At 35.1% G+C, this 24,218-nt stretch carries 21 protein-coding genes, 3 tRNA genes and 1 pseudogene; 10 read left to right on the top strand and 15 right to left on the bottom strand.

What is annotated here, in order from left to right; translation table 11 throughout:
• Positions 1 to 24 precede the first annotated feature (24 nt).
• The 3 genes from WEEVI_RS09125 to WEEVI_RS11180 form a co-directional block, all read right to left on the bottom strand.
• Entirely contained in the window at positions 25 to 1,248 is a 1,224-nt protein-coding gene (locus tag WEEVI_RS09125; RefSeq protein WP_013598850.1) for a TCR/Tet family MFS transporter, read from the bottom strand.
• Entirely contained in the window at positions 1,249 to 1,695 is a 447-nt protein-coding gene (locus WEEVI_RS09120; RefSeq protein WP_013598849.1) for a hypothetical protein, read from the bottom strand.
• A gap of 305 nt (positions 1,696 to 2,000) precedes the next feature.
• Positions 2,001 to 2,156 (bottom strand): 30S ribosomal protein THX, encoded by a 156-nt coding sequence (locus tag WEEVI_RS11180; protein WP_013598848.1) that lies wholly within the window; start codon positions 2,154 to 2,156, stop codon positions 2,001 to 2,003.
• Between the two features lie 159 nt (positions 2,157 to 2,315).
• Here WEEVI_RS11180 and WEEVI_RS09115 point away from each other — a divergent pair, with 159 nt between their 5' ends.
• Complete coding sequence (locus WEEVI_RS09115) at positions 2,316 to 2,684, top strand: DMT family protein (protein ID WP_013598847.1); 369 nt, start codon at positions 2,316 to 2,318, stop codon at positions 2,682 to 2,684.
• A gap of 13 nt (positions 2,685 to 2,697) precedes the next feature.
• On the opposite strand, the gene WEEVI_RS09110 is transcribed toward WEEVI_RS09115, so the two are convergent.
• A complete protein-coding gene (locus WEEVI_RS09110) occupies positions 2,698 to 4,308 on the bottom strand; it encodes a glycoside hydrolase family 10-like protein (protein WP_013598846.1) in 1,611 nt (536 codons plus the stop codon).
• Between the two features lie 226 nt (positions 4,309 to 4,534).
• Positions 4,535 to 5,656, bottom strand: a complete 1,122-nt coding sequence (locus WEEVI_RS09105; RefSeq protein WP_013598845.1) for an endonuclease — start codon at positions 5,654 to 5,656, stop codon at positions 4,535 to 4,537.
• Positions 5,657 to 5,867: 211 nt separating this feature from the next.
• On the opposite strand from WEEVI_RS09105, the gene WEEVI_RS09100 reads away from it, so the two are divergent.
• Positions 5,868 to 6,836 carry a bile acid:sodium symporter family protein gene (locus WEEVI_RS09100; RefSeq protein ID WP_013598844.1) on the top strand — a complete coding sequence of 323 codons (969 nt, stop codon included), beginning with the start codon at positions 5,868 to 5,870 and terminating at the stop codon, positions 6,834 to 6,836.
• Entirely contained in the window at positions 6,820 to 7,917 is a 1,098-nt protein-coding gene (locus WEEVI_RS09095) for a DUF3810 domain-containing protein (RefSeq protein ID WP_013598843.1), read from the top strand. Before WEEVI_RS09100 ends, WEEVI_RS09095 begins: the two co-directional genes overlap by 17 nt.
• Positions 7,918 to 7,989: 72 nt before the next feature.
• Here the strand turns inward: WEEVI_RS09095 and WEEVI_RS09090 are convergent.
• The 3 genes from WEEVI_RS09090 to WEEVI_RS09080 all read right to left on the bottom strand — a co-directional run bounded on the left by WEEVI_RS09090 (position 7,990) and on the right by WEEVI_RS09080 (position 8,251).
• Positions 7,990 to 8,063 (bottom strand) — tRNA-Arg (locus tag WEEVI_RS09090).
• 25 nt (positions 8,064 to 8,088) lie between these two features.
• Positions 8,089 to 8,163 (bottom strand) — tRNA-Pro (locus tag WEEVI_RS09085).
• A 4-nt stretch (positions 8,164 to 8,167) separates the two neighbouring features.
• Positions 8,168 to 8,251 (bottom strand) — tRNA-Ser (locus WEEVI_RS09080).
• A 147-nt stretch (positions 8,252 to 8,398) separates the two neighbouring features.
• Between WEEVI_RS09080 and WEEVI_RS09075 the strand changes: the two genes are divergently transcribed.
• Together WEEVI_RS09075 and WEEVI_RS09070 are read left to right on the top strand one after the other, a co-directional pair.
• A complete protein-coding gene (locus tag WEEVI_RS09075; RefSeq protein WP_013598842.1) occupies positions 8,399 to 9,319 on the top strand; it encodes an N-acetylmuramoyl-L-alanine amidase in 921 nt (306 codons plus the stop codon).
• Positions 9,320 to 9,403: 84 nt separating this feature from the next.
• The gene (locus WEEVI_RS09070) at positions 9,404 to 11,011 is read left to right on the top strand and encodes a S8 family serine peptidase (RefSeq protein ID WP_013598841.1); all 1,608 of its coding nucleotides are present in this window, start codon (positions 9,404 to 9,406) and stop codon (positions 11,009 to 11,011) included.
• A gap of 49 nt (positions 11,012 to 11,060) precedes the next feature.
• On the opposite strand, the gene WEEVI_RS09065 is transcribed toward WEEVI_RS09070, so the two are convergent.
• The 6 genes from WEEVI_RS09065 to WEEVI_RS09040 form a co-directional block, all read right to left on the bottom strand.
• The gene (locus WEEVI_RS09065) at positions 11,061 to 13,307 is read right to left on the bottom strand and encodes a RelA/SpoT family protein (protein ID WP_013598840.1); all 2,247 of its coding nucleotides are present in this window, start codon (positions 13,305 to 13,307) and stop codon (positions 11,061 to 11,063) included.
• 136 nt (positions 13,308 to 13,443) lie between these two features.
• The gene (locus WEEVI_RS09060) at positions 13,444 to 14,160 is read right to left on the bottom strand and encodes an AAA family ATPase (RefSeq protein WP_013598839.1); all 717 of its coding nucleotides are present in this window, start codon (positions 14,158 to 14,160) and stop codon (positions 13,444 to 13,446) included.
• An 89-nt stretch (positions 14,161 to 14,249) separates the two neighbouring features.
• Positions 14,250 to 14,660 carry a PH domain-containing protein gene (locus WEEVI_RS09055; RefSeq protein WP_013598838.1) on the bottom strand — a complete coding sequence of 137 codons (411 nt, stop codon included), beginning with the start codon at positions 14,658 to 14,660 and terminating at the stop codon, positions 14,250 to 14,252.
• Positions 14,661 to 14,767: 107 nt separating this feature from the next.
• Positions 14,768 to 16,144 (bottom strand): signal recognition particle protein, encoded by a 1,377-nt coding sequence (ffh, locus tag WEEVI_RS09050; protein ID WP_013598837.1) that lies wholly within the window; start codon positions 16,142 to 16,144, stop codon positions 14,768 to 14,770.
• A gap of 149 nt (positions 16,145 to 16,293) precedes the next feature.
• Positions 16,294 to 16,671, bottom strand: a complete 378-nt coding sequence (locus WEEVI_RS09045) for a hypothetical protein (protein WP_013598836.1) — start codon at positions 16,669 to 16,671, stop codon at positions 16,294 to 16,296.
• A gap of 115 nt (positions 16,672 to 16,786) precedes the next feature.
• Entirely contained in the window at positions 16,787 to 17,602 is an 816-nt protein-coding gene (locus WEEVI_RS09040; RefSeq protein WP_013598835.1) for a hypothetical protein, read from the bottom strand.
• 106 nt (positions 17,603 to 17,708) lie between these two features.
• On the opposite strand from WEEVI_RS09040, the gene WEEVI_RS09035 reads away from it, so the two are divergent.
• Both WEEVI_RS09035 and def read left to right on the top strand, forming a co-directional pair.
• On the top strand, positions 17,709 to 18,119 hold the full coding sequence (locus tag WEEVI_RS09035; RefSeq protein ID WP_013598834.1) for a DoxX family protein: 411 nt from the start codon (positions 17,709 to 17,711) through the stop codon (positions 18,117 to 18,119).
• The gene (gene def, locus WEEVI_RS09030) at positions 18,116 to 18,787 is read left to right on the top strand and encodes a peptide deformylase (protein WP_013598833.1); all 672 of its coding nucleotides are present in this window, start codon (positions 18,116 to 18,118) and stop codon (positions 18,785 to 18,787) included. Before WEEVI_RS09035 ends, def begins: the two co-directional genes overlap by 4 nt.
• Positions 18,788 to 18,827: 40 nt before the next feature.
• Here the strand turns inward: def and porW are convergent, their stop codons facing one another.
• Entirely contained in the window at positions 18,828 to 21,227 is a 2,400-nt protein-coding gene (gene porW / locus WEEVI_RS09025) for a type IX secretion system periplasmic lipoprotein PorW/SprE (protein ID WP_126414826.1), read from the bottom strand.
• Between the two features lie 101 nt (positions 21,228 to 21,328).
• Here porW and WEEVI_RS11000 point away from each other — a divergent pair, with 101 nt between their 5' ends.
• The 3 genes and pseudogenes from WEEVI_RS11000 (at position 21,329) to WEEVI_RS09010 (ending at position 24,158) form a co-directional block, all read left to right on the top strand.
• Positions 21,329 to 22,111 carry a M23 family metallopeptidase gene (locus WEEVI_RS11000; RefSeq protein WP_013598831.1) on the top strand — a complete coding sequence of 261 codons (783 nt, stop codon included), beginning with the start codon at positions 21,329 to 21,331 and terminating at the stop codon, positions 22,109 to 22,111.
• Positions 22,108 to 23,610: a GH3 auxin-responsive promoter family protein gene (locus WEEVI_RS09015; protein WP_013598830.1), complete on the top strand. Its 1,503-nt coding sequence runs from the start codon at positions 22,108 to 22,110 to the stop codon at positions 23,608 to 23,610. The genes WEEVI_RS11000 and WEEVI_RS09015 overlap by 4 nt, the downstream gene beginning before the upstream one ends.
• A pseudogene (locus WEEVI_RS09010) lies at positions 23,607 to 24,158 on the top strand (acyl-CoA thioesterase). The gene WEEVI_RS09015 and the pseudogene WEEVI_RS09010 overlap by 4 nt, the downstream one beginning before the upstream one ends.
• Positions 24,159 to 24,218: the final 60 nt, after the last annotated feature.

Genomic DNA, 24,218 nt, shown 5'->3' with positions numbered 1-24,218 from the left:
TTGAATAATTATTTGTCAATAGAATTATAAAGAAGTACTATATTTTTTGAGTGACCGATACGCAAAAATTACGGCTAATAATTGAAAAATCGCTCCCATTACAAAGGGTGCTTGTGGTAATTGTAAAATAGCTGTCGGTTGTGTGAAATAGTGGAAAAGTCCTGTCATAATCAATGGACCAAAAATTGCTGTGGAGCTATTGATGCTGTTGATTGTCCCCTGTAATTGTCCTTGCTCATTTTCGTTTACGTAATTGGTGACTTCTGTTTGTAGGGCGGGTCCTGCAATTCCTCCGATACAATAGGGAACTAAAAATACTATAAGCATCCACGATTCTTTTGCTATAGAAAAAAGAAATAACCCTATCATATTTATGGTAAGACCGGCAAGAATATTTTTTGCATTTCCGAACTTTGGATTGCTCCATCGTACCAGAAATCCTTGTACCAAACTTACCATAACTCCGACTACGGCAAGCGATATTCCGACCATTTTTTCATCCCATCCAAAACGATACATTGTAAAGAATGTCCATGTAGTGTTCACAGCATGTCCTGCCATATACATAAAAAACATAGCCACCATCAATAGTAAAATCGGTTTATATTTTGCAAAAAACCTGATTGAGCCAATTGGGTTCGCAGATTTCCAATCGATCGGTCGTCTTTTGGTTACCGGAAGAGATTCTGGCAAGAAGAAAAGTGCATACAAGAAATTAATAAAACATAGAACTGCAGCGGTATAAAACGGAACTCGAGAACCATATTGTCCTAAAACGCCACCTATTAATGGTCCTAATATAAAACCTATCCCAAAGGCTGCGCCTATAACACCATAATTTTTAGCCTTATTTTCTGCGGTACTTATATCGGCAATGTAGGCGACGGATGTAGAAGCACTTGCACCAGTAATTCCGGCCAATATCCGACCAAGAAACAACCAAAATAAGGTAGAGGAAAATGCTAAAATTAGGTAATCGATAGTAAACACAAACAAGGATACTAGAAGGACTTTTCGCCTGCCATATTTATCGCTGATGTTCCCAATCAGCGGAGAAAAAAGAAATTGCATTAGTGCATACGAAAACAACAACCAACCTCCTACTCTAGCGGCATCACTGAGATTAGAACCGATCAACTCTTCTAATAATTTGGGTAGAACTGGTATAATAATTCCGATTCCGATAATATCCATCAACATGGTCACAAAAATGAAACCCACTGTTGCTTGTTTATGGTAAATGCTCATTTAGTAAATGGCTTGTATTGTATATTTCTTTTGGTTGACCTCGAAAGTTTGATTTTCTTTTAATCCGATCAATGCATTTGCTAAGGGAGTTTGCTGAGATATGGTGATAAATTTTATCCCGTTGAAATTTACTTCTCCTAAGCTGGTTGATATATAAAAATTCCCAAAATCTGTAACAACAAATGATCCGAAGTCGACAATACTATGGGGGTCATTGGTGAGATTTTCGACGACTTGTTGCTGAGCTAGAATCATTTTTTTCTGATGCAATAAATGGTTAATTTCTTGGTTCAACATCTCACGAAAAGTCTCGTACTTGTCTCCCATACTACTTTTGGTATCGGTATTGCTCGCACGTAAGTCTGCAATCAACTTATCGTAATGATTGAGTTTATTAAGCAGAATATTTTGTAACTCTTCTATGATGGTATCTTTACAAATCTCCATTCTACATAAAACTTCAAAAATACAGTAAAGATCTCAATCAACCTTAATAAAACGGAAAATAATTCTAGACGTTAGCCTTAAATATTTTTTTCAGAAAAAAGCTGTACTTCTAATAAGATGATATTTTTTTCGGTAATAGTGTTGGTGTGTTCTGGTATGCTGACAAATTCTTCGCACGCAACAAGTCGAAATTTATACTCATCAACCGATACTATAATCTGGTTGATTTATGAGTGTTCGTAAAAAAAAATCCCTGAAATAGATTTTATTTTAGGGATTTCGTTTTATCAATAAAATGTTGGAAATTATTTAGATTTTTTCGCAGTAGATTTTTCTTTTTTTTCTGCTTTTGTATTCGTTTCCTCCTCAACTACATAACGATAAACTTTTCTGGGTCTTCTAACCCCATAACTTCCATTGGCAATTTTTCCTCTCCTTGTTTTTAAATCTCCTTTTCCCATATGTTTTAATATAAAGTTAAAAAGTTAATATTAATTATTTAGTCTCCTAATTTACTCGTTTTTTACCTAAAAAACAAAATTTATCTCAGTAAACTCTAAGCATTCCTAGTACAGAAACAAATTATTTTCTACTTTTGGAAGATTATTTCTATACTTTATATGAAAGGTATTTATACGATTAGCTTGCTTATTTTATCGAATGTTTTTATGACTTTTGCTTGGTATGGACATTTGAAATTCAAAGAGTTGAGTTGGTTTAGCAAACTAGGATTGCCTGCCATTATCTTGATCAGTTGGGGGATTGCCTTGTTCGAGTATATGGCACAAGTGCCTGCCAACAAAATAGGCTATGAGGGTAACGGTGGGCCTTTTAGTATTTGGCAATTGAAAGTAATCCAAGAGGCAATTACACTTTGCGTGTTCACTGCTTTTACTTTATTAGTGTTTAAGAACGAAACTTTTCGATTCAATCACCTCATTGGATTTGTGTTTTTAGTCTTGGCAGTTTATTTTATATTCAAAAAATAAGACTTTACTAGAATCAATTAATTCTTTCTGCAAAATATTCACTCTCATTGCCTAATCGATCAACAGCTTTGATAGCTACGGCATTTAGTTTTTGTCCGAATTTTTGATAATCTATAGTTTTAGAAGTAATCGACCCATCTAGAATTTCTGTACTCCAGTGATCGTCGTAACGTGTGTACAATATCCATTTGTTTACAAGAGAATTGTCGACTGTAGACCAATGTGCACGAAAACGATGTTGATCATTTTCCACCTCCAAGTTTGGTCTATGCATTGGTTTGGATGGCAACCATGGACTTGCAGGTACCAGAGCTTTTTCTTTGTAAGGACCATTTCTCAAGGCTTGCAACAACGACGGATTTTTGATCAGTCCAGCTATACTCCAGTGCACAACACCAACACTGTTTTGTAGAATTTGTTCGGAGAGTTTGATTTGATTTAATATCTCAGAAGTACGATCAGCAACTTTTACTTCAACAGTATTAAGACCAGGCCAAAGGTGACGATTAAATGTGTTTTCTGATTGCCACCAGTTGAGCAATGCCGGAAAACTTTGCCCAGATGAATTGATTGGCCAATACAATTGTGGCGAAAAATAATCAACCCAACCTTTATTCAACCATAGCTTTGCATCGGCATATAATTCGTCATACTGAGAAGAACCTTTTATACCTGCTGGGTAACCTGGTTTCCAAATCCCGAAAGGACTTACACCAAATTTCACGTGCGGTTTTATTTGTTTTATTTCTTTATATATTCTTTCGATAATGGTATTGACATTTTCTCGGCGCCAATCGGCTCGCGATAGCTTTCCGCCACTATTTTGGTAGATTTTCCATGTCGCATTGTCTGGGAAGTCTGCTCCACCATTATAAGAAGCGTAAGGGTAAAAATAATCATCGAAATGTATTCCATCTACATCATAGCGTAAAACAATATCCTGAACCACTTTTGAGACATGGTTTTGAGTTTTGGTATGTGCAGGGTCGAACCAATACATTCCGTTTCTTAGTCGAATTACATTTTCGGGTGATTGTTTCACCATCGACGCATTATTTACCGCACCTCCCGTAGAGTGATGTGCGCGATATGGGTTGAGCCATACATGCAACTCCATTCCGCGTTTATGCGCTTCGGTTACCCAAAATTCTAAAGGATCGTAGTAGGGATACGGACTGCGACCTATTTCACCAGTCAAAAAATACGACCATGGTTCGTAATTACTTTTATACAGAGCATCGGCAGAAGGTCTTGCCTGAAAAATTACCGCATTGAAATTCCCCTCTTGTAATAGATCCAATAGACGAATTGCTTCTTTTTTCTGATCTTCGGTCGATAAATTATTGCGCGAAGGCCAGTTGATATTGGCTACCGTTGCAATCCAAGCGGCACGAAACTCACGATTGACTTTTGGTAAATTTACCTCGTAGAATTTGTTTTCTACTTTGGGTTCTTCGACAACTTTCGGGACCTCTTTTACGATGGGTTCTCGGACGGTAGGTTTCTCTATTTTTCTATAAACTGGCTGGGTAGAAGAGTTTGTAATCTTCGTTGTCGAACATGAAAAAATTATGCTCGCAAATATACCTGCCGTTAATATGCATTTTAGTGGTCTCGTTTTCATAGGATACAAAAGTACAATCTTACTTCTTATTTAGTGATAAAGATACGTAAAATGATAGAATTATCTATAAAACGGAAGTTCACTGCAATTATTTCACTAAATGTTTACGTGGTATTTAATAGCTTGTTTTTTTCTGTTAGTTGATAGATTTAATAAAAAAAATCCAGAAATAATTCTGGATTCTAAGATGAGTATTCCTTTGTTGATGATACTTCTATTATTCAAATTATTTTAGAATTACTTTTTTGTTTATTTCCAAACCTTTACCTTCGACTTTCAGGATATAAACTCCACTTTGTTTGCTGCGTAATTCTACCGTTTTCTCTTTTCTAAGATTTTCTTTTTGTGCTACAATTTGTCCTTGCAAATTGTACAACGTAAGTCTAGCAATGTTTTTATTGCTATTTTCTAATCGCACAGAAACTGTATTATTGGCTGATGTATAAACAATTATATCTTTTCTTTCTTGGTAATCGAAATTATCTATACTCATGTCCATTTTCCAAATCTTATTCACAAATTCTGGATGGTCAATAAACGGATTTCGGTTATTCTGATGGGTGTAATATATTAGATCATTGATGTTTCGCTCACGTTCGCTTACCGGATCCATGATGTGCCATGTATAGAGAATCTTTAGGAATGTTTCGCTAAAAGCTTTATTTGCTGTTCCATCGAACATTGCTCTTACTTCTGAATTACTCGAATAGAAGCTTGGCATTCTATCTTCATAACGCGTCACAAAATAGAAAAAAACTCGAGCAATGTCACCTTTAAATTCATCAATCGGTTCAACAACTGTCTTGCTATAGCCAGCTGAATATCCAGCATTAAGATTGTTCCCCAATTTTGTTCCGTTTTTCGAAGTCCAAACTGCATTGGCTACTACACCAAAAGGATAATTTGCTCTTCTACCGTTCACATACCCATCGGTTGGCCAAATATGGAATGCGTCCGAAACCATTGGGGTTGCTTTATTAAAATACGATTGTGGGATAAGATGTTCTCGGTTATAGCAATCGCCTTCTTTTGCATAATTTCCACATTGTCCAGATCCAGGAATATAGTTGTATGGGTCTGATGCTGTCGGATTCTCAGAATAAATATCTAACAACGTATTGTCTTTTTCATAGTATATATCCTTGAAACCGTTTTTCGGATTATTTTTTTTATATAAATCCCACAATGCTCCGTAACCACGATCATTGTGTCCTGAAATAATATTCTTCAGTTGTGTTTTTAGTATAAAACCATCTGCCGTCGCCGTATTATAATATCCATCTGGAATTTGTGCAAAACTCCCCATGCTAAGGACAAAAAGCCCTATCGTAAATAAAGTTTTTTTCATATGAATATAACCTCTATGAGTTAGGGTATAAAATTACATATTTTTTATCTTACCAAAGAAATATCAGCCAAGACTTATCGTTTATTTTACATACTAATTGTTTGATAAGTAAAAAAGGATTTTACAAGAAATAATTTTCGCACCCAAATAGTTTTACCTTTGTTTTAAAGTATGTTCGATAAACATCGAATCAGTGTAAAAAAATCTAATCTTGAATATAAAAAAATTTATTCCCGATAATTTTATTCTATTGCTTTTATTGGCAATTATAGTAGGATATTTTGTTCCGCAATTGGCAACTTGGCAGCTTGGATTTATTAATCTCGATCGAATAATTGATATTGGTGTAGTGGGAGTTTTCTTTTTTTATGGTCTAAAATTGGACAAAACGCAGCTAAAAAACGATTTTCGTCGCTGGCCAGTGCATCTACTAACTCAGAGTATTAGTTTTGTATTGTTTCCACTTTTGGTTTTAATTTTTTATCCATTATTCTCCAAAACAGAAGCCTATCAAATGATATTTATTGGGCTTTTTTTCTTAGCAAGCTTACCAAGCACTGTATCGTCTTCTGTTGTGATGGTCTCTATTGCAAAGGGCAATATTATCAGCGCTATTTTCAATGCTAGTCTTTCTGGATTGATTGGTATTATTCTCACCCCACTCTGGATGAGTATTTTTACCAAGTCCACTGCTTCGATAGATTCTAGTTCAGTTTTTATCGATTTAGTAATTAAGATTCTTGTGCCGGTTATGGCTGGCCTATTCATACAACCTTGGCTAGAAAAGTTTTATCAACGACACAAATTTCGCATCGCAAAATTAGATAAACTTACCATTATATTGATTGTTTATAATAGTTTCGCCCATACTTTTCACGACGGCTCATTTACATTGATGCAGCCGAAACAACTCATTCTTATTGCCGTTTGTGTAAGTCTTCTCTTTTTCGTTGTGCTCAAGATTAGCCGATGGGTTGGGCAAAAATTTGGTTTCTCTCGTGAGGACCTCATCACGATTCAGTTTTGCGGGACCAAAAAATCATTGGTGCATGGTTCGGTTTTTGCTAGTGTTTTGTTCAGTGAAAATATTGGTGTTTATCTATTACCGATTATGATTTACCACACCTTCCAATTATTTATTATCAGTTTTATTGCCGAAAAATATGCTAAACAACTCTAATCAACGTTTGATTACTTTGTTATTACTAGGTGCCTTTCAAATGATTTTTTTTCAGATTCTGAAAAGTTCGCCTGCCTTTTTATTGTTTTATAATGTTACGATTTACCCAAAAATCAATCATTTACTACTTTCTATTTTTTCTCGTATTTCTATTCCCATCGGAGAAATTTTCTATCTTCTTTTAGGAGCGAGTTTGTTATTTTTTTTGTACCGATTTTCTTATACCCTTGTAAAAAAAAAGTATTGCGAAACTAAAAACACACTTGTATATATTCTATTGATAGGAAATACTTTTTTCGGGTTTTTTCAACTTTTTTGGGGCATCAATTATGCAAAAAAGTCATTTACAAGCGATTTTTATATAGATGATGTTTCGATAGATGAACTAAAATCGATTGCCGAAAATGAGTTGACTTTAGTAAAATTTTACCGAAATCAAGTGCAAGAAAACGAAAACGGAATTTTCATCTTACAAGAAGATCAAAAAACTTTACAAGAAAACATATTATCCGATCAACAACAACTTGTATATTTTCCTTTTTTAAAAAGTAAATACGTTATAGATAAAAACAATTTCAAACCAAGTTTTTTCAGTTCATTGGCTAATTATTTAGGGGTTCTAGGATACTACAATCCTTTCACCAATGAAGCCAATTACAACAACAAAACAACCGACCTTAGCCGTCCATTTACCCTAGCCCATGAATTGGCACATCTGATAAGTTATGCGCCCGAAAACGAAGCCAATTTTATAGCTTACCTCATCGCAGAACAATCAAAATCAATCGATTTACTTTATTCAGCCCACTACAAAACACTGATGAATGCATTACGCAACATTGCATATAAAGATCCAGAATATGTAAAAAACATACTCGACAATTTCTCAGACGGGATGGTCCGAGACCGTGAACACGAACGTTGGCACGCAGAAAAATATCTAGGTGCAGCAAGCGATGCTTTCTCCAATCTTAATGATGTTTATTTACGAGCCAACAATCAAGAAGGAATAAGTAGTTATAGTCAATACATAGTATATGTAGCTGCTTATTATCGATGGAAAAATATAGGAAACGATTAAGGTTTTACTAGGATGAGTTATTACCAAACAAAAAAGCTCAAACACACAATGGTGATTGAGCTTCTTACTTTGTGATCGCGAAGGGATTCGAACCCCTGACCGTCTGCTTAGAAGGCAGATGCTCTATCCAGCTGAGCTACGCGACCCAATGCTACTTTTACCTCTCGGATGTCGGGGTGGCAGGATTCGAACCTGCGACCTCCTGGTCCCAAACCAGGCGCGATAACCGGGCTACGCTACACCCCGAAAGCGGAGAGACAGGGACTCGAACCCTGGCATCGGTTACCCGATGACAGATTAGCAATCTGCTCCATTACCACTCTGGCACCTCTCCTACACTTTTAGAATTTAGTAGAAATCTAGCTCTAAAAGCGGTTGCAAATATAAAGTGAGATTTCAATCTTTACAAATCTTTTAAGAAAATTTATCAAATAAATGCATTACTTTTGATTTTAATCTCATAAAATAAGTTGTTAATAAAATGAATTATAAACACATACTTCTTGCATCCTTGAGTGGATTTTTATTTTTAAGCTCTTGTGCTACTCAAAAAAATAAGGTGCAAACCAAAACGGTAACCAAAGTAATACGAGATACTGTTTTCATCAATAAAAAGACAGAACAGCCAATGGTTGCTCGCTTTGCTAAGTTAGATGACTATAAAATAAACACGAATTATTTTCCTTCTATTGGCCAAGATGAACGTATACGACATGTAGTTTTGCATTATACCTCGATGGATCAAGAACCGTCTTTACGAGTACTATCTACACGACAAGTGAGTTCGCATTATGTGGTAGGAGATTCTTTTGATGATGAAATTTTTGCACTGGTTGATGAGTCTAAAAGAGCTTGGCATGCAGGAGTCAGTAAGTGGAAAGGCTTGGATAATATCAATTTCAGTTCGATTGGAATTGAGATTGTGAACAAGTCGAATGATAATAAATATGGTGGAATTGATTTTGTTCCTTATCCAGAATATCAGTTCAGGAAAGTGGCTGCTCTGACAAAAGATATTGTTGACCGATACAATATAGAACCGACCAATGTTATTGGGCACTCTGATGTTGCTCCTGGTAGAAAACATGATCCAGGACCGCAATTTCCTTGGAAACGCTTGTATCTAGAATACGGTGTTGGTGCCTGGTATGATGATGCAGACAAAAATGGTTACCTATATCAGTATCCTTATGATACTTCTTCGTTTACATTTATCCAACAATTTCAGAATGACTTGGCTAAGTATGGTTACAACATTGCCATTACAGGGGTTTGGGATGATCAGACCAAAAAAGTAATACAAGCATTTCAGTACCATTTCCGTCCAGAGAAATATGATGGCGTTTTAGATGCAGAAACTTGGGCAATATTACAAGCCTTGAACTATAAATACTCGAAGTAATTACTATCTTCTTGGAAATCTTGTAACATTTTGCATGCATTTTGCAACTTAATAATTATAAAAAAATACATAATCTATAAATTAATGAAAAAATTATTTTTAAGCTTAGGCTTGGCCTTATTTATTTCTACATCAGCTTTTGCTCAAACGAAAACAGAAGTTGATCCTCGTGCATGGCAGCATGCAAGCTTAGAAGAAACGGGTGTTTATGGAGTAAATACTCAAAAGGCATTAGACTTCGTTAAATCAAAAAACAGAAAACCTGTAACGCTTGTTGTGGGGGTTTTGGATTCGGGTGTAGAAGTTACGCATGAAGACCTCAAAGATAATATTTATGTAAATGCTAAAGAAACAGCAAACAATAAAGATGACGACAAAAACGGCTATATAGACGATATACATGGGTGGAATTTTATTGGTGGCCCGAACGGCAATGTTGATGGAGATACGATGGAATTGACACGCTTATATATTGAGCAACGTAAACTTTTCGAAGGTCCTAAAGCCAATGAGAACATCAAAAAACATCCTGAAGAATACGAAGCTTTCAAAAAAATAAAAGCAGAATATGAAAAAAAATTAGCTACTGCAAAACAAAACGAAACGGAATATTCTTCTTACCTTGAGAATCTAAGAGTTCCTCTTAATAAGCTTGTAGAAGCTTTAGGGGATACTAAGTTGACAGCAGAAAGCTTACAAGAATTCAGCGCAAAAGACCCCCAAAATGCAAATTTCTTGCAATTATTTGCAATGGTTCCTGAAGAGGTTTGGTTGAATAAAACCATGAGTGAATTTGCTAAAGAAATGACAAAAGAATTAGAAGGAGCTGTAAAAAATTTTGGGGACCAAGTAAAATACCATTACAACACAAAAGAGGATTTCCGAAAAGTTGTTGGGGATGATTATGCAGATATCAAACAAAAACACTACGGTAACAATAATGTAGATGGCCCTGATTCTAATCACGGATCTCATGTTTCTGGTATAATTGCTGCCAAACGAAATAATGGAATAGGGATAGACGGAATTGCCGGAGATGGTTATGTAAAAATCATGAGTGTACGTACGGTACCTAATGGTGATGAGCGAGATAAAGATGTCGTCAACGCTATTCTATACGCAGTAGACAACGGTGCAAAAATCTTGAATATGTCTTTCGGTAAATCCTATTCACCTCATAAAGAAAAAGTTTGGGATGCCTTCAAATATGCAGACTCTAAAGGTGTTTTATTAATAAAAGCTGCTGGTAATGACAATGTAGATATCGACAAAGAAGTTCATTATCCTACCGTCTTCAATGATAAAGGTGACAGGGTTTCTAGCAACGTAATTACGGTAGGATCTTCTACCATGAACCCAATGAATTTACGTTCTGACTTTTCTAATTACGGAAAAAAGTCAGTTGATGTTTTTGCCCCAGGATCTGATATTTATTCGACTGTACCGACCAGAGAAGGAAAATACGAGTCGAACAGTGGAACCTCAATGGCTTCGCCTGCTGTTGCAGGGGTAGCTGCTTTGGTTTGGGCTCATTACCCAAAACTATCAATGAAAGATATTCGACAAATCATACTAGACTCTGTAAACAAATCAGAACAGTTAACAGACTTTTCGGTAACTGGTGGGGTTGTTGATGCATACAAAGCTGTACAATTGGCTGAGAAAATGTACAAAACCAAAAAACTAAACTAATTACCCTATTTGTAAATAAAAAAAGTAGTCGAAAATCCGACTACTTTTTTTATTTTTTATACGTTCGATGGACATGCTTCACACCTTCTACTTTTTTTAGCTCATCAATTACATGCTCTAATTGTTCTTTATTTTTTACTAGAAGAGAAATAATTCCTTGGAAAACTCCAGCCTGTTCAGAGAAATTTATATTGGTCATATTGATGGAATTATTCTTAGAAATTACCAAGGTAATATCACTAATCATCCCAGAACGGTCCAATCCTTCTAGATTGAGAATGGCTTTGAAATCTTTTTTTGTAGAATCTATCCACGTTGCTTTGATAATGCGATAGGCATAGTTTGCTTGTAAAGAAACTGCATTCGGACAATCGTATTTATGGACTTTTATCCCATTTCCGACCGTAATAAAGCCAAAAACTTTATCGCCAGGAATTGGATGACAACATTGCGATAATTCGTAGTCGAGATGCTCTTCATCCGGACCAAAAACCAAACTATCTAACTCTACATGTTCATTCGTTTTATTTTCTTTCGAGTTGATTGGCAATGGAATAGCTGTTTTTCTTATTCTATTCCACATAGCTGTGAAACCTGTTTGCGAATCAACAAATCGCTTCAGATCTTTATTACTTATCACCCCGGTTGCAACATTATAAAATACGTCTTGACTATTGGTTAGTCTGAAAAATGTTTGAATTTTATTGAGCGTTCTTTCGTTGAAATCAACTTTTAGATGGCGTAATTTTCGTATCAAAATTTCTTTTCCTTCCTCCGAAATTTTTCTTTTTTCCGAGTTCAAAGAAGCTTTAATTTTCGAGCGTGCTTTACTGGTCATCACATAGTCTAACCATTCCATTTTAGGTTTTTGCTGAACCGATGTAATGATCTCTACCTGATCTCCACTTTGTAATTGATGACTTAGTGGAAAGAGCTTACCGTTAACTTTTGCACCCAAACAATGGTCGCCAATATTCGAGTGAATGGCATATGCAAAATCGAGTGAACAAGATCCTTTTGGCAACGAAAATAAATCTCCTTTTGGTGTAAACACATAAATTTCTTTTGCATAGAGATTGAATTTGAAGTTATCCATAAACTCTATTGCATCTTGTGTATCATTGTTATCGAGCATATCTCTCACCTGTCGTATCCAGCGATCCACATTAGTATCATCTTCGTCTGCTCCTTTATTTTCTTTGTATTTATAATGTGCCGCAATACCTTTCTCTGCGATTTCATCCATTCTCTCTGAACGGATTTGTACTTCTACCCAACGAGCCATAGGTCCGATAACCGTTATGTGTAAAGACTCGTATCCGGTAGATTTGGGAGTGGTAATCCAATCGCGCATTCTTTTAGGATTCGGTGTGAAGATATCCGTCACGATAGAGTAGATTTTCCAGGCAATAAACTTTTCATTCTTGCGATCTGAACGGTATATAATTCTAATTGCAAAAAGATCGAATACCTCTTCGAAAGTAATATTCTGATTGGTCATTTTACGATAAATCGAGTTGATTGATTTAGAACGACCTTTGATTTCGAATTCTAAACCTTCTTCGCGTAATTTATCGCTAATGATATCAGTAAAATTCTTGATATACGCTTCGCGTTCTTCTTTCGATTGGGTCATTTTTTGCTCGATACTGAAATATGCTTCGGGCTTGGTATAGCGTAAACTCAGATCTTCCAACTCAGATTTTATATTATACAAACCCATTCTGTGTGCCAGAGGTGCATATATAAAAACCGTTTCAGATGCTATTTTTAGTTGTTTATCTTCTCGCATACTGTCGAGTGTACGCATATTGTGCAAGCGATCGGCTATTTTTATTAGGATTACCCGGACATCTTCTGATAAAGTAAGCAAGAGCTTACGATAATTTTCTGATTGTATCGAAACTTCTTGTTTGTTGAGAACGGAAATTTTGGTTAGACCGTCGATAATTTTGGCAATTTTCTTACCAAAAAGTTTTTCTATATCTTCTAATGTATAATCGGTATCTTCTACAACATCGTGCATTAGAGCTGCGGCAATAGAAGTTGCACCCAAACCAATTTCATCGGCAACGATTTTTGCTACTGCAATCGGATGATAGATATAAGGTTCTCCTGTTTTTCTACGTTGATCTTTGTGTGCATCTACTGCTAAATCAAACGCTCTACGAATCAATTTTTTATCTTCGTCTGATAAGGTGATATACGTATTTTTGAGCATTTCTTTATAGAGACGTGCAATCTCTACGTTTTCTTTTTCGAGTTGTTCTTCCGTTATTACAAAAGGTTCCGCCATAGATAGTTTTCGGTATTAAGTAATAAAGTTAGGAAATTCTATTGACTTGATAAAGTTTTTCTTCATCATCCAAACGATATTTTTATCAAGATTCAGAGAAAAAGAATTTATTTCCTTCTTAAAAATACAATGAATTTTATAGATATTCTTTATCTTTTTCCCAAGCAGCAATTAAATGTTTTTTTACTTCGGTTAGCCAATAATCTTTGGCTTCTGCGTAAGAAATATCATAAAGCAAATCGAACGTAGGAAGTTCGACAGGAAAAGATTTTCGTAACGATTGGTAGTAATCATCCAACGCTTCGCGGTCGGGCAACTGGTACGGAATCCTCAATTGAAATCTACGCCAAAGAGCCGTATCTATCATTTCTGCATGGTTTGTGGCGCATATCAGAATTACGTCCGAACTCAATAAGTCTATTTGTTGTATAATGACGTTGACCAAACGTTTCATTTCTCCGACATCTTGATCATCATAAGTTCTAGATTTCCCAAGTAAATCAAACTCATCAAGAAACAATATGGCTTTTTCTCTTTTTGCTTTGTCGAATATTTGTTTGAGATTTTGAGAGGTTTCTCCGATACGAGCACAGACAATATTACTTAGATTTAGAATCAAAACTTTTTTACCCAACGCATTACCGATGGCTTTTGCCGTCATTGTTTTTCCACAACCCGATGCTCCGTAGAGCATAATCTTGTGATCGACTTCTAAACCTAATTCTATTAATTTTTCTCGATAAGAATGTTCTTTCACAAAGCGCTGTATTTTCTCTCGGTATTCTTCTTCAATGAATACATCATCGAGCGATATAGCTTCGTCCTGAGATATAATCAAATCATAAATCTGCATACTGTTTTATTGATTTTACAAAAATAAGCGCTTACGAACCAAAAAACTACTTTCCTACAGAATAATCATCAAAAAACCGAGATGCAATTCTACAAATTGACTTCTATAGAAGGATTTTCTTCTTGCAAATCTGCAATAAATTGTTCTTTATCTTTGGGCGATAAAACAATTTCATCCCACCGATTATAGTAAAGAATTATCCGATCGAGAGAAGCTGCGGGAGCACTAAGGATGGTTCTTGTTTTTTCTATTTTTCTGATGGTTCTTACTGGTATTCTTCTATACAAAAAACCAGCAACTCGCACTTGTAATTCGCCTTCTTTCACAGTATAGGTAATGGTCGTTAGCACAACGAATATTAGAATTATCGGAAGAACAACACCGAAAGAAATAGACAAAACACTGGCATGACTGTTCATAGCTGCGAAAATGCTAATAGCAAAAACAAGTACAATGAGAAAAAGAATTGCCGGACTTAGTTTCGAGTGATAGATCTTCATTTACGATGATTTGCTATAAGAAAAGGTACAAAAAAAGGACAGCAAACGCAAATGCTTCTGTCCTTTTTGGTGTGTTCATTGTCTTAGAAGGATGGTGAAAATTTATGTTAAAATTTCGGGAAACCACCTGGCATTTTTGGTAAAGAACCATCGGCAGGCATGTTTTTCGACATCATTTCCATCATACGTTTACCTTGAGAAGAGTTAATGAATTTCATCATTTTCCCCATTTCAGAGAATTGTTTTAGTAATTGATTAACTTCTTGTATGGAGGTTCCTGAGCCTTTTGCTATTCTATTTTTTCTCGAATTATCGATTATTTTTGGGTTTTTCCTTTCTTGTGGAGTCATCGAATGAATAATTGCTTCTACTCCTTTGAATGCGTCATCATTAATTTCGACATCTTTTAAGGCTTTTCCTGCTCCAGGAATCATCCCAACTAAATCTTTCATGTTCCCCATTCTCTTGATTTGCTGAATCTGCTTTAGGAAATCATCAAAATCGAAATTATTCTTTGCAATTTTCTTTTGTAGACGTCTTGCCTCTTCTTCATCAAACTGTTCTTGCGCTCTTTCTACTAGCGAAACCACGTCACCCATGCCCAAAATACGATCGGCCATACGACTTGGGTAGAACAAATCTAGGGCTTCCATTTTTTCTCCGGTAGAAATAAATTTGATGGGTTTATCTACCACAGTTTTGATGGTCAATGCAGCACCACCACGCGTATCACCGTCTAATTTAGTCAACACAACACCACTATAATCCAACACATCGTTGAAAGCTCTTGCTGTATTCACCGCATCTTGACCGGTCATAGAATCGACCACGAAAAGGGTTTCGGTAGGATTTGTTGCAGCGTGAACTCGACGGATTTCATCCATCATTTCCTGATCCACAGCCAAGCGACCAGCCGTATCGAGTATGATGACATTGTTTCCGTTTTGTTTTGCATAGGCAATTGCTTTTTCTGCAATCTCTACCGGATTTTTATTTTCTTCTTCGGCATATACCTCTACGCCAATCTGCTCTCCTAAAACTTTCAACTGGTTGATTGCCGCCGGACGGTAAACATCACCAGCAACAAGTAATGGTTTTTTATTCTTCTTCGTTTTTAAGTAGTTGGCTAACTTACCAGAAAAAGTTGTTTTTCCTGAACCTTGTAAACCGGCAATTAGAATAATGGTAGGATTGGCACTTATAGTTAACTCGCTATGTTCACCTCCCATTAACTTCACCAATTCATCATGAACGATTTTGACCATTAATTGACTGGGATTCAACGACGTTAACACGTTTTCTCCGATGGCATTTTTACGAACGGTATCGGTAAATTCTTTGGCTACTTTATAGCTTACGTCGGCATCAACCAAGGCTCTTCTCACCTCTTTTACTGTTTCTGCAACATTAATTTCTGTAATTTGTCCTTTCCCTTTTAGGGTATGTAGTGCTTTATCTAATTTATCTTGAAGATTCTGAAACATTTTCTACTTTTTATCAATAGCTTAGACAAAGATAATGATTTGTCGTGAATCATAACTTGTAATTGATAGTTTGTCATAAAAAAAAAACCTCCTACAAGAAGCAGAAGGTTTCTTTATTTCTATTTTATTTCTAAAAAACATATCTTCAATTATCGGGTTGCATTAGCAGACCAATATTGCCCATCTTTTGTATAATTGATGTTTAATTTACCTGCCGAGATAGATATTGCTCCCAATGCCCCATCTTCTAAAATCAAAGTATTGTTTTCTCCTTTTTTCATTTTAATTCCGTTTAAGCTTGGGATTTTATCAGAGAATTTAAAGTTGTAAGTATCTCCACTTAATTTGGTTACAAATACAGAACCATCATCTTTTGTTATAGTTTCTCCTTTGCTTATATACGTAACTTTTCCTTTGTACGTTCCAGCGAAAATATCATTGTCAGCTGGGTCATCATCATCCGAACAAGCAGTAACGATAAATAAGGTAAAAATGAAAATACCTAAAAATTTTAATACATTTTTCATATTCTTTTTTTTTAAAGTTCTATTTATCATTAAACAAACATTTTGCCACACTACTTGATTTGTCTATTTTTTTTTGGTTTTAAGATATTTTACGAAAGAATTTAATCAGTTTAGATTAATAATAAACAATCTGACGAGTTGTATTGCTAATCGGTGCGTCTAATTTATGGTGGTATTGTGTTCTCGTAATCCAGTTGTTATGTTGATCGTACGCATACTTTATTTCTACACTATAATTTAGTTTCATCGATTGATCGAACTGTTTTTCGGCAATCAAATCATTCTGCTCGTTATATTGCCGCATTTTTGTAGTAGATACCTCTCCATCTACTAAAACCTCTTCTTTTGTCAGTAAACCCTTTGCATTATACGAGTAACGTATTTCGTATTCTCCCTGATCATAGTTTACTCGCTTACTGGTGAGTTGATTTTGTTCGTTGTATTTATTTTCTTCGTTTACAAAGATTCCTTCTTCCTCTAAGCTTCGCATTTTTTCGCTTAGCAGATTCTTATAAGCATCAAACTCTTGAATTCTTTCTTGCACAGCCACCTCATTTTCTGTGACGGTTATTTTGGTTTGATGAGCCTCATACGTATAAATTTCATCAATTTTCAGAAACTGATTATACGAATCGATATCTTTATGTATTAATTGATTAGTTTCGTTATAAATATAATTTACAGTATAAGTTGGCAGATTTTCTTCATCAAAAAATTTTTCTGCTTGCAACAAACCATCTTCCCGAAACTCACTCACTCGATTATATTCTTGCTGATACTTCTCGATATGATTTACGCGTATCATAGCTTTTGTTTTTACTTCTGTTACAGATTTCACACGCCCACGTAAATCTTGCCTTACCCAATCCGTTTCTTGAGCATTGACAACTCCTAGCAAGATACATGCAACGAAACCGATGATATTTTTCATACTATTTATTTTTCTATTTTATCTGAACGTAAACTTACACAAGTTCTTATAGTTTAAAAGAAAAAGATTAATTTTGATGATGTTTTTCTAAAAAAAATTTATAGAAATGAAATTATTTCATGTCGGTAAACTCGACACCAAAACCAATTATGCTTTACTCTTTTTACGCGTTTCTGTTAGTTTACTGATGTTGACACACGGAGTAACAAAGTTGCTCAACTTTTTTGATCTTGCCCCCTTACAATTTCCAGATCCTCTTGGTATCGGTCCAGAATTATCCATAATCTTAGCTATATTAGCCGAGGTGGTCTGTTCTATTTTATTGATTCTCGGTTTGTGGACAAGAGCAGTTCTTATCCCATTAATTGTCACTATGTTTATTGCCATTTTCATGGTTCATCTACACCATGATTTAGCTACAAAAGAATTAACAATTATTTACTTAATAGTTTACATAGTTTTGATGATCACTGGCCCTGGTAAATTTTCATTGGATTATAAAATATACAGAAAATGACAAAAAATATTCTTTTTTTGGGCGTATTTCTTATACAAAGTTTGTTATTTGCACAAAATAATTCTGCAATGCCCCAAAGTAAACCTTTTACAAAAAATGAGTTAACCTTGATTAATGAAAAAAATCACCTTCATAAATTTAGAGTTCTTTTGACAACTAGTCGAGACGATTTTAGAATACTTCGTACTAAAAGCATCGACCTTGATCCTACAGATTCTTCTGTGAAAAAATTAGCCGATCGGATGCTAGCCACAGTTCTCGACGAAGAAACTCGTGGAGTTGGCATTGCAGCACCACAAATTGGCATCAATCGTAATGCTGTATGGATACAACGCTTTGATCAGAAAGATCAACCGTTCCAATTTTTCATCAATCCAAAAATCACTTGGTATTCTTCTCTTCTACAAAAAGGCAGAGAAGGCTGTTTATCGATTCCAGACACGATAGGGAATGTGGTGAGAAGCTATGCAATACGAATAGAATTTTATGATTTAGATGGACAATTTCATGATGAAGTTATCGAAGGTTTTACTGCAGTTATAGCACAGCATGAAGTCGATCATCTTAATGGAGTTCTCTTTACTGATCGCCTACAAGAACAAGAGAAAACAACCTACACAAAAGCAGGAGCCGAACAAAATTTATTATACAAAAAAGCTTCAGAATAATTCTGAAGCTTTTTTTATTCACAAACTTAGTATCTTAATTTTATTTTACTACTGGCTTCGTATCTTCCTCATCTATAGATCCAGGACCAGTAATTCCTGTCCTATTTCTTTGGGGTGTCGTAGACTCTTTTTTTTCTGTTGGCATCAAAACATCGGCTGCTCGATCTACCTCTTTTTTAGTTTCTTCAGCAGCGTTTGTTTTATTTTTAGTAGCATCTAATTTCTTCAATAATTCTTTGGCTTTTTTTGCCTCTTGCGTACCATCATACGCTATCGTTATTACTTCGAGTGCGCCTCTAAACTGTTCTAGAGATTCGGTTTTACCAACTGCAAAAGCGTTTAATAATGCAAACTTCGCAATCAACGTTTGGGTAGGATATTGCTCTATTGCTTGTCTTACTTTTGTTTTAGTATCCTCATACTTCCCTTCTTTATAGAGAGAGTAAGCAGCTTCATAGTCTGCTAAAGCTTCTTTGGTTTCGGGAGTAAGATAATCCTCCATTGGGTTATTGATATAGCCTGCATACAAAGTATTAGGAAATTCGGTCAAGATTTGATTTTTATACTTCTCCATAGAAGGATCGTTTTCTGCTTTGGTAATTCTGTACATCTGATAAATTGCATTGGCTTTGATATCGATATTTTTGGGTGGTGTACTTATCAGATGCTCTAAGGTAGAAATCGCCAATCGCTCGTTGGAGAATTGATCATAATAACCTATACCTAATGAAAGTTCGGTGGTGTCTCTTTCGATTTTCAGGTTCTGGATCACTTTGGGTTGAGTCGGGATTTTCTCAAGATAGAAATCCAAATCAAATCTACGCGGATTTCCTTCTTCCAGTTTTCCGGTTAATTCTAGTTCTCTTTTTTCTAGAGCAGATGTTCCTCCGGTAGAAAAACGCCAATTATCACGTAGGGATTGATTTCCCCATACTCGCTGAAATTCTAAAACGCCATCACTTTTCAGTCCTTGATTGTAGAAATAAAATTTACTTCCACCGCTACTAGTAGAGTTAAAGTTTTTTATAGTTCCTCCTAACTGAAAATCGACCGATGGCGAAGAATTAGCCAAAGCCATTTGCTTTTCTTCTTCTATTCGTTGACGCTCTTCTTTTATTTTCAAGGTATCGATATAGTTCTGAAAATATTTTTCTTGCTCAGTTTTCGACATTTGAGCAATTCGTAAAATGCTATCATTTTTCTGTACCAAATAATGCTTTTCCATCAACTTCTTCAATGCATCATTACGAAGATTTATTCTATTGATTTCTTTTTCGTGTGTAATTGCTGTCACCGCACTATCATAATAAACAGTTGCATATAAGTAATTTCCGCGATCAAATTCTAAGTCTGCATAAGCTTCGTAGGCCTTTCCACGGATATATGGATCGGAAATTTCTTTTTCTTTCAGACTACTTTTCAGGTAGGTTTCTGCATCGGTAAGATTTCCTGCTAGAATTGCTAATTTACCAATGGCATAATCTAACTCATTTTTTCGTTTTTTATAAACGCCTTTACTAGAAATCGATTCTAAATGATTTTTATATGTTTCGTAATCGTTTTTTTCTTTTTGGAAGTTTATGGCCATGGCAATTTGTGCCTTCACCTCCATATCGTAACCAGGTTTTAGCTCATATGCCTTTGTAAAATGGGCTTCTGATTGTTCTTGTCGATCATCTAACTTTGCGTACAGTTGTCCTAATATAAAATTTAGTCTTGCACGCTCTGTTTTATTTTTCGATAAAGATTCAGCATGCGTCAAAACTTCAGTTGCTAGTTCATATTTTTGTGTATCTATGAGGTATTGTCCAAAGTTTTTTGCTACTTCTAATTGCAAGTTTCTTTTGCTCATACCTTGCTCATACATCTCGGCTAGCTTTTCTCGGCCATCGTAAAAATTACCTCCTTTCAGTTCGGAAAGTGTTATAAAAATTTGTGCTTCTTCTGCATATTTAGAGTTTGGTAATTGCGATTTGATGAAGTTTAAAGCATCCAACGCATCGAAATATTCTTTCTTATAATATCTCGCTTTCCCCATCAATAAATAGGCTCTACCGATCAATTGATTTTCTTCTTTACCGTCTATATACATCGAATGTTTTTCGATAACTCGTTGGGCTTTTGTTTCTACTGCATCCAAACCTGTAGGCGTTACAAATTTTTCTTTTTGCCCAGGACGACTAATTTGATTGATATTGGGAGCCTGAGATTTTGTGTACCTAATTTCATTAACAGGATCTACGGGTAAAATCTCCCCCCAATTGTACTGATATTCGTTAAGTTGTTCTTCTTTTACTTTATCCAATTCTTGCTCTGCATTGTAAAGTGCATTGAACCAAGCAGTTGTTTTATGATAAGTTCTGTTCTGAAAGGTGTTTTTTTGGGTAGAACAACTTCCCAAACTGAGCACCACAGATAAACTTAGTATAATTTTTTTCATACGACCAATAAAAGCAAATCTACTAAAAAACGATAGAATTGAAAAAATCTTGTCTGAAGTATTTATTTCGACAAACATTTATGATATTTGTATAAGAATCTATGACCGATAAACAAAAATACACAACAAACGTAACTCATTACAAATCAACTACAATAGCAAATAAATCACCAAGAATCATTCGTAGGTTCTATTGGTCATTGGTTTTGTTGTTGTTAGGATTGTTGTTTTCTCTTTACTACAATTTCACTTATCTGCAAAAAATTCATTCTAAAAATGCTCTACTCGATCAACAAGATTCGATAATCAATAACCAAAACAAGAAAATAAAATCTATCGAAAAAACCGTTAAAAATCTCGAATTATACAACCGAGATTTATTGGCTCAAAAAACTTATTATTCTAATATTCAACCTTTTAAACAAACTCCTATTCTACCAATTATTTTAGATATAAAGAAAGAAAATGAAAATATTTCGGCAGAAAATATAAAGAAAAAACCGATATTCATTTCACCTCTCGATGGTTATATAAGCAATACCTACAACGCAGATGAAAAACATTTGGCTTTGGATTTGGTTTCTAGAACTGGTGATCTTGTAAAAGCAATTGCAGACGGATATGTTATTTTCACCGATTGGACTCCCGAAACAGGTTTTGTGATTGTAGTAGATCATACCAATGATTTTTTGTCAATTTACAAGCACAATCTAGATGTGTATAAAAAAATCGGTGACAAAGTTACACAAGGCGAAACGATTAGTTCTGTAGGTAATACTGGCGAATTTACGACCGGTCCACATTTACATTTAGAGATTTGGCATAATGGGAAAGCTGTTAATCCCGAACTATATATCAACTTTAAAAAGTCGACGAACACATGAAGGCATTCTTAGCAAAAATTTTTGCAAAATACGTTCACTATCAAAATCAGAAATGGATTAATCATCCGATAGAAACGCAAGATAAAACATTTCATTATTTGCTTAAAACTGCCCAGAATACTCGATTTGGTAAAGATCATGATTTTGCTTCAATCCAATCGTACGAGGATTTCAAAGCAAGAGTGCCGGTACGTGATTATGAGGGTTTAAAAAATTATTTTGATGCGATTATCGATGGTGAAGAAAACGTAACTTGGCCAGGTAAACCGCTATATTTAGCAAAAACTTCGGGTACAACTTCGGGCGCAAAAGCTATCCCGTTGACCAAAGAATCTATTCCTACTCATATAAAATCTGCTCGTAATGCTTTATTGGCTTATATTTACGAGTCTGGCAATGCGAGTTTCTTAAACGGAAAAATGATTTTTTTACAAGGAAACCCAGAATTGACAAAAAAAAATGGGATTCAGACAGGACGTCTTTCGGGTATTGTAGCTCATTTTGTTCCTGATTATCTACAAAAAAACCGCATGCCATCTTGGGATACCAATTGTATAGAGGATTGGGAAGAAAAAGTTGATGCTATTGTTGACGAAACGCAACATGAAAACATGACATTGATTAGTGGAATTCCGCCATGGATGATTATGTATTTCGAAAAGCTTTTGCAACAAACAGACTCTAAAACTGTAAAGGAACTTTTCCCGCATCTACAGCTCCTGGTAACCGGTGGTGTAAATTATGATCCCTACCGCGATAAAATGAATGCTTTGCTCGGGAAATCTTTACCATGTATACAAACTTATCCTGCTTCTGAAGGTTTTTTTGCGTATCAAGACTCACAAAAATCAGAAGAATTATTATTGCTATTAGACAATGGAATTTTTTATGAATTTATTCCTGCTGAAGAATTTCATCAAGATAATCCTACTAGAATCTCTTTAGAATCTGTAGAGCTGAAAAAAGATTATGTTTTGATTTTGAGTAGCACAGCAGGTTTGTGGGCGTATAATATTGGAGACACGGTTCGTTTTACTTCTATCAAACCTTATAAAATAATTGTGAGCGGACGAATAAAACATTTTACTTCTGCCTTTGGTGAGCATGTAATAGCCCACGAGGTAGAAACCGCATTGCAAGCTACTTTACAAAAGTTTCCTGCATCGATTATAGAGTTTAGTGTAGCACCACAGGTAAACCCGAACGTTGGCTTACCTTACCATGAATGGTTGATCGAATTTGGCGAAAACCCTACATGTATAGAAGAATTCGAAAAAGAACTGGACAGACAAATGTGTCTATTAAATGTTTATTATCAAGATTTGATTAACGGAAATGTTTTACGACCATTGAAAATTTCTTTGGTAAAAAAGCATGGATTTCAGAATTATATGAAGTCTTTGGGAAAGTTGGGCGGACAAAATAAAGTTCCGCGCTTAGCCAATGATCGCTTGATTGCAGATAAATTTTATCAATTAAACTTAATCGAAACCTTATGAATAAAATAAAAACAGTGAGTAGTTCTAAGGTAACGATGACACAACTTATCTTACCATCATATACTAATTTTAGAGGAAAGATACATGGCGGATACATCTTATCATTGCTAGACCAAATTGCATTTGCCTGTGCGTCTAAATTTACCGAAACCTATTGTGTAACGGCTTCAACAGACCGAGTAGATTTTCTAAATCCAGTAGAAGTTGGTAATCTATTAACAATGAAGGCTTCGGTTAACTATGTCGGTAAAACATCTGTTGTGGTTGGTATTCGCGTAGAAAGTTAGAATATCCAAACAGGAGAAATCAAGCATTGTAATTCGAGTTATTTTACAATGATTTCTAAGAACGAAGCAGGTGAAAATGTTACGGTTACGAAATTGATGCTGTGTAATAAAGAAGAAGTTCGTCGATTTTATAGTGCAATACAGAGAATAGAAAACCGAAATTCTTTATTAAAAGATAGTAAAGCTTTCAAACATAAGGATTTGAGTGATTTAACTTTTTTGGAGGAAAATTATCGTGTTGTTTTAGCCTTAGATAAATAAAAAAATTTATTACAGTTTAGTTTATCGTATACAACTGTAAAATTCATCAATAAAAAAAAT

This window comes from Weeksella virosa DSM 16922 (assembly GCF_000189415.1).
GTDB classification, from domain to species: Bacteria; Bacteroidota; Bacteroidia; order Flavobacteriales; family Weeksellaceae; genus Weeksella; species Weeksella virosa.
This window is presented reverse-complemented; position numbering and strand designations above follow the sequence as displayed.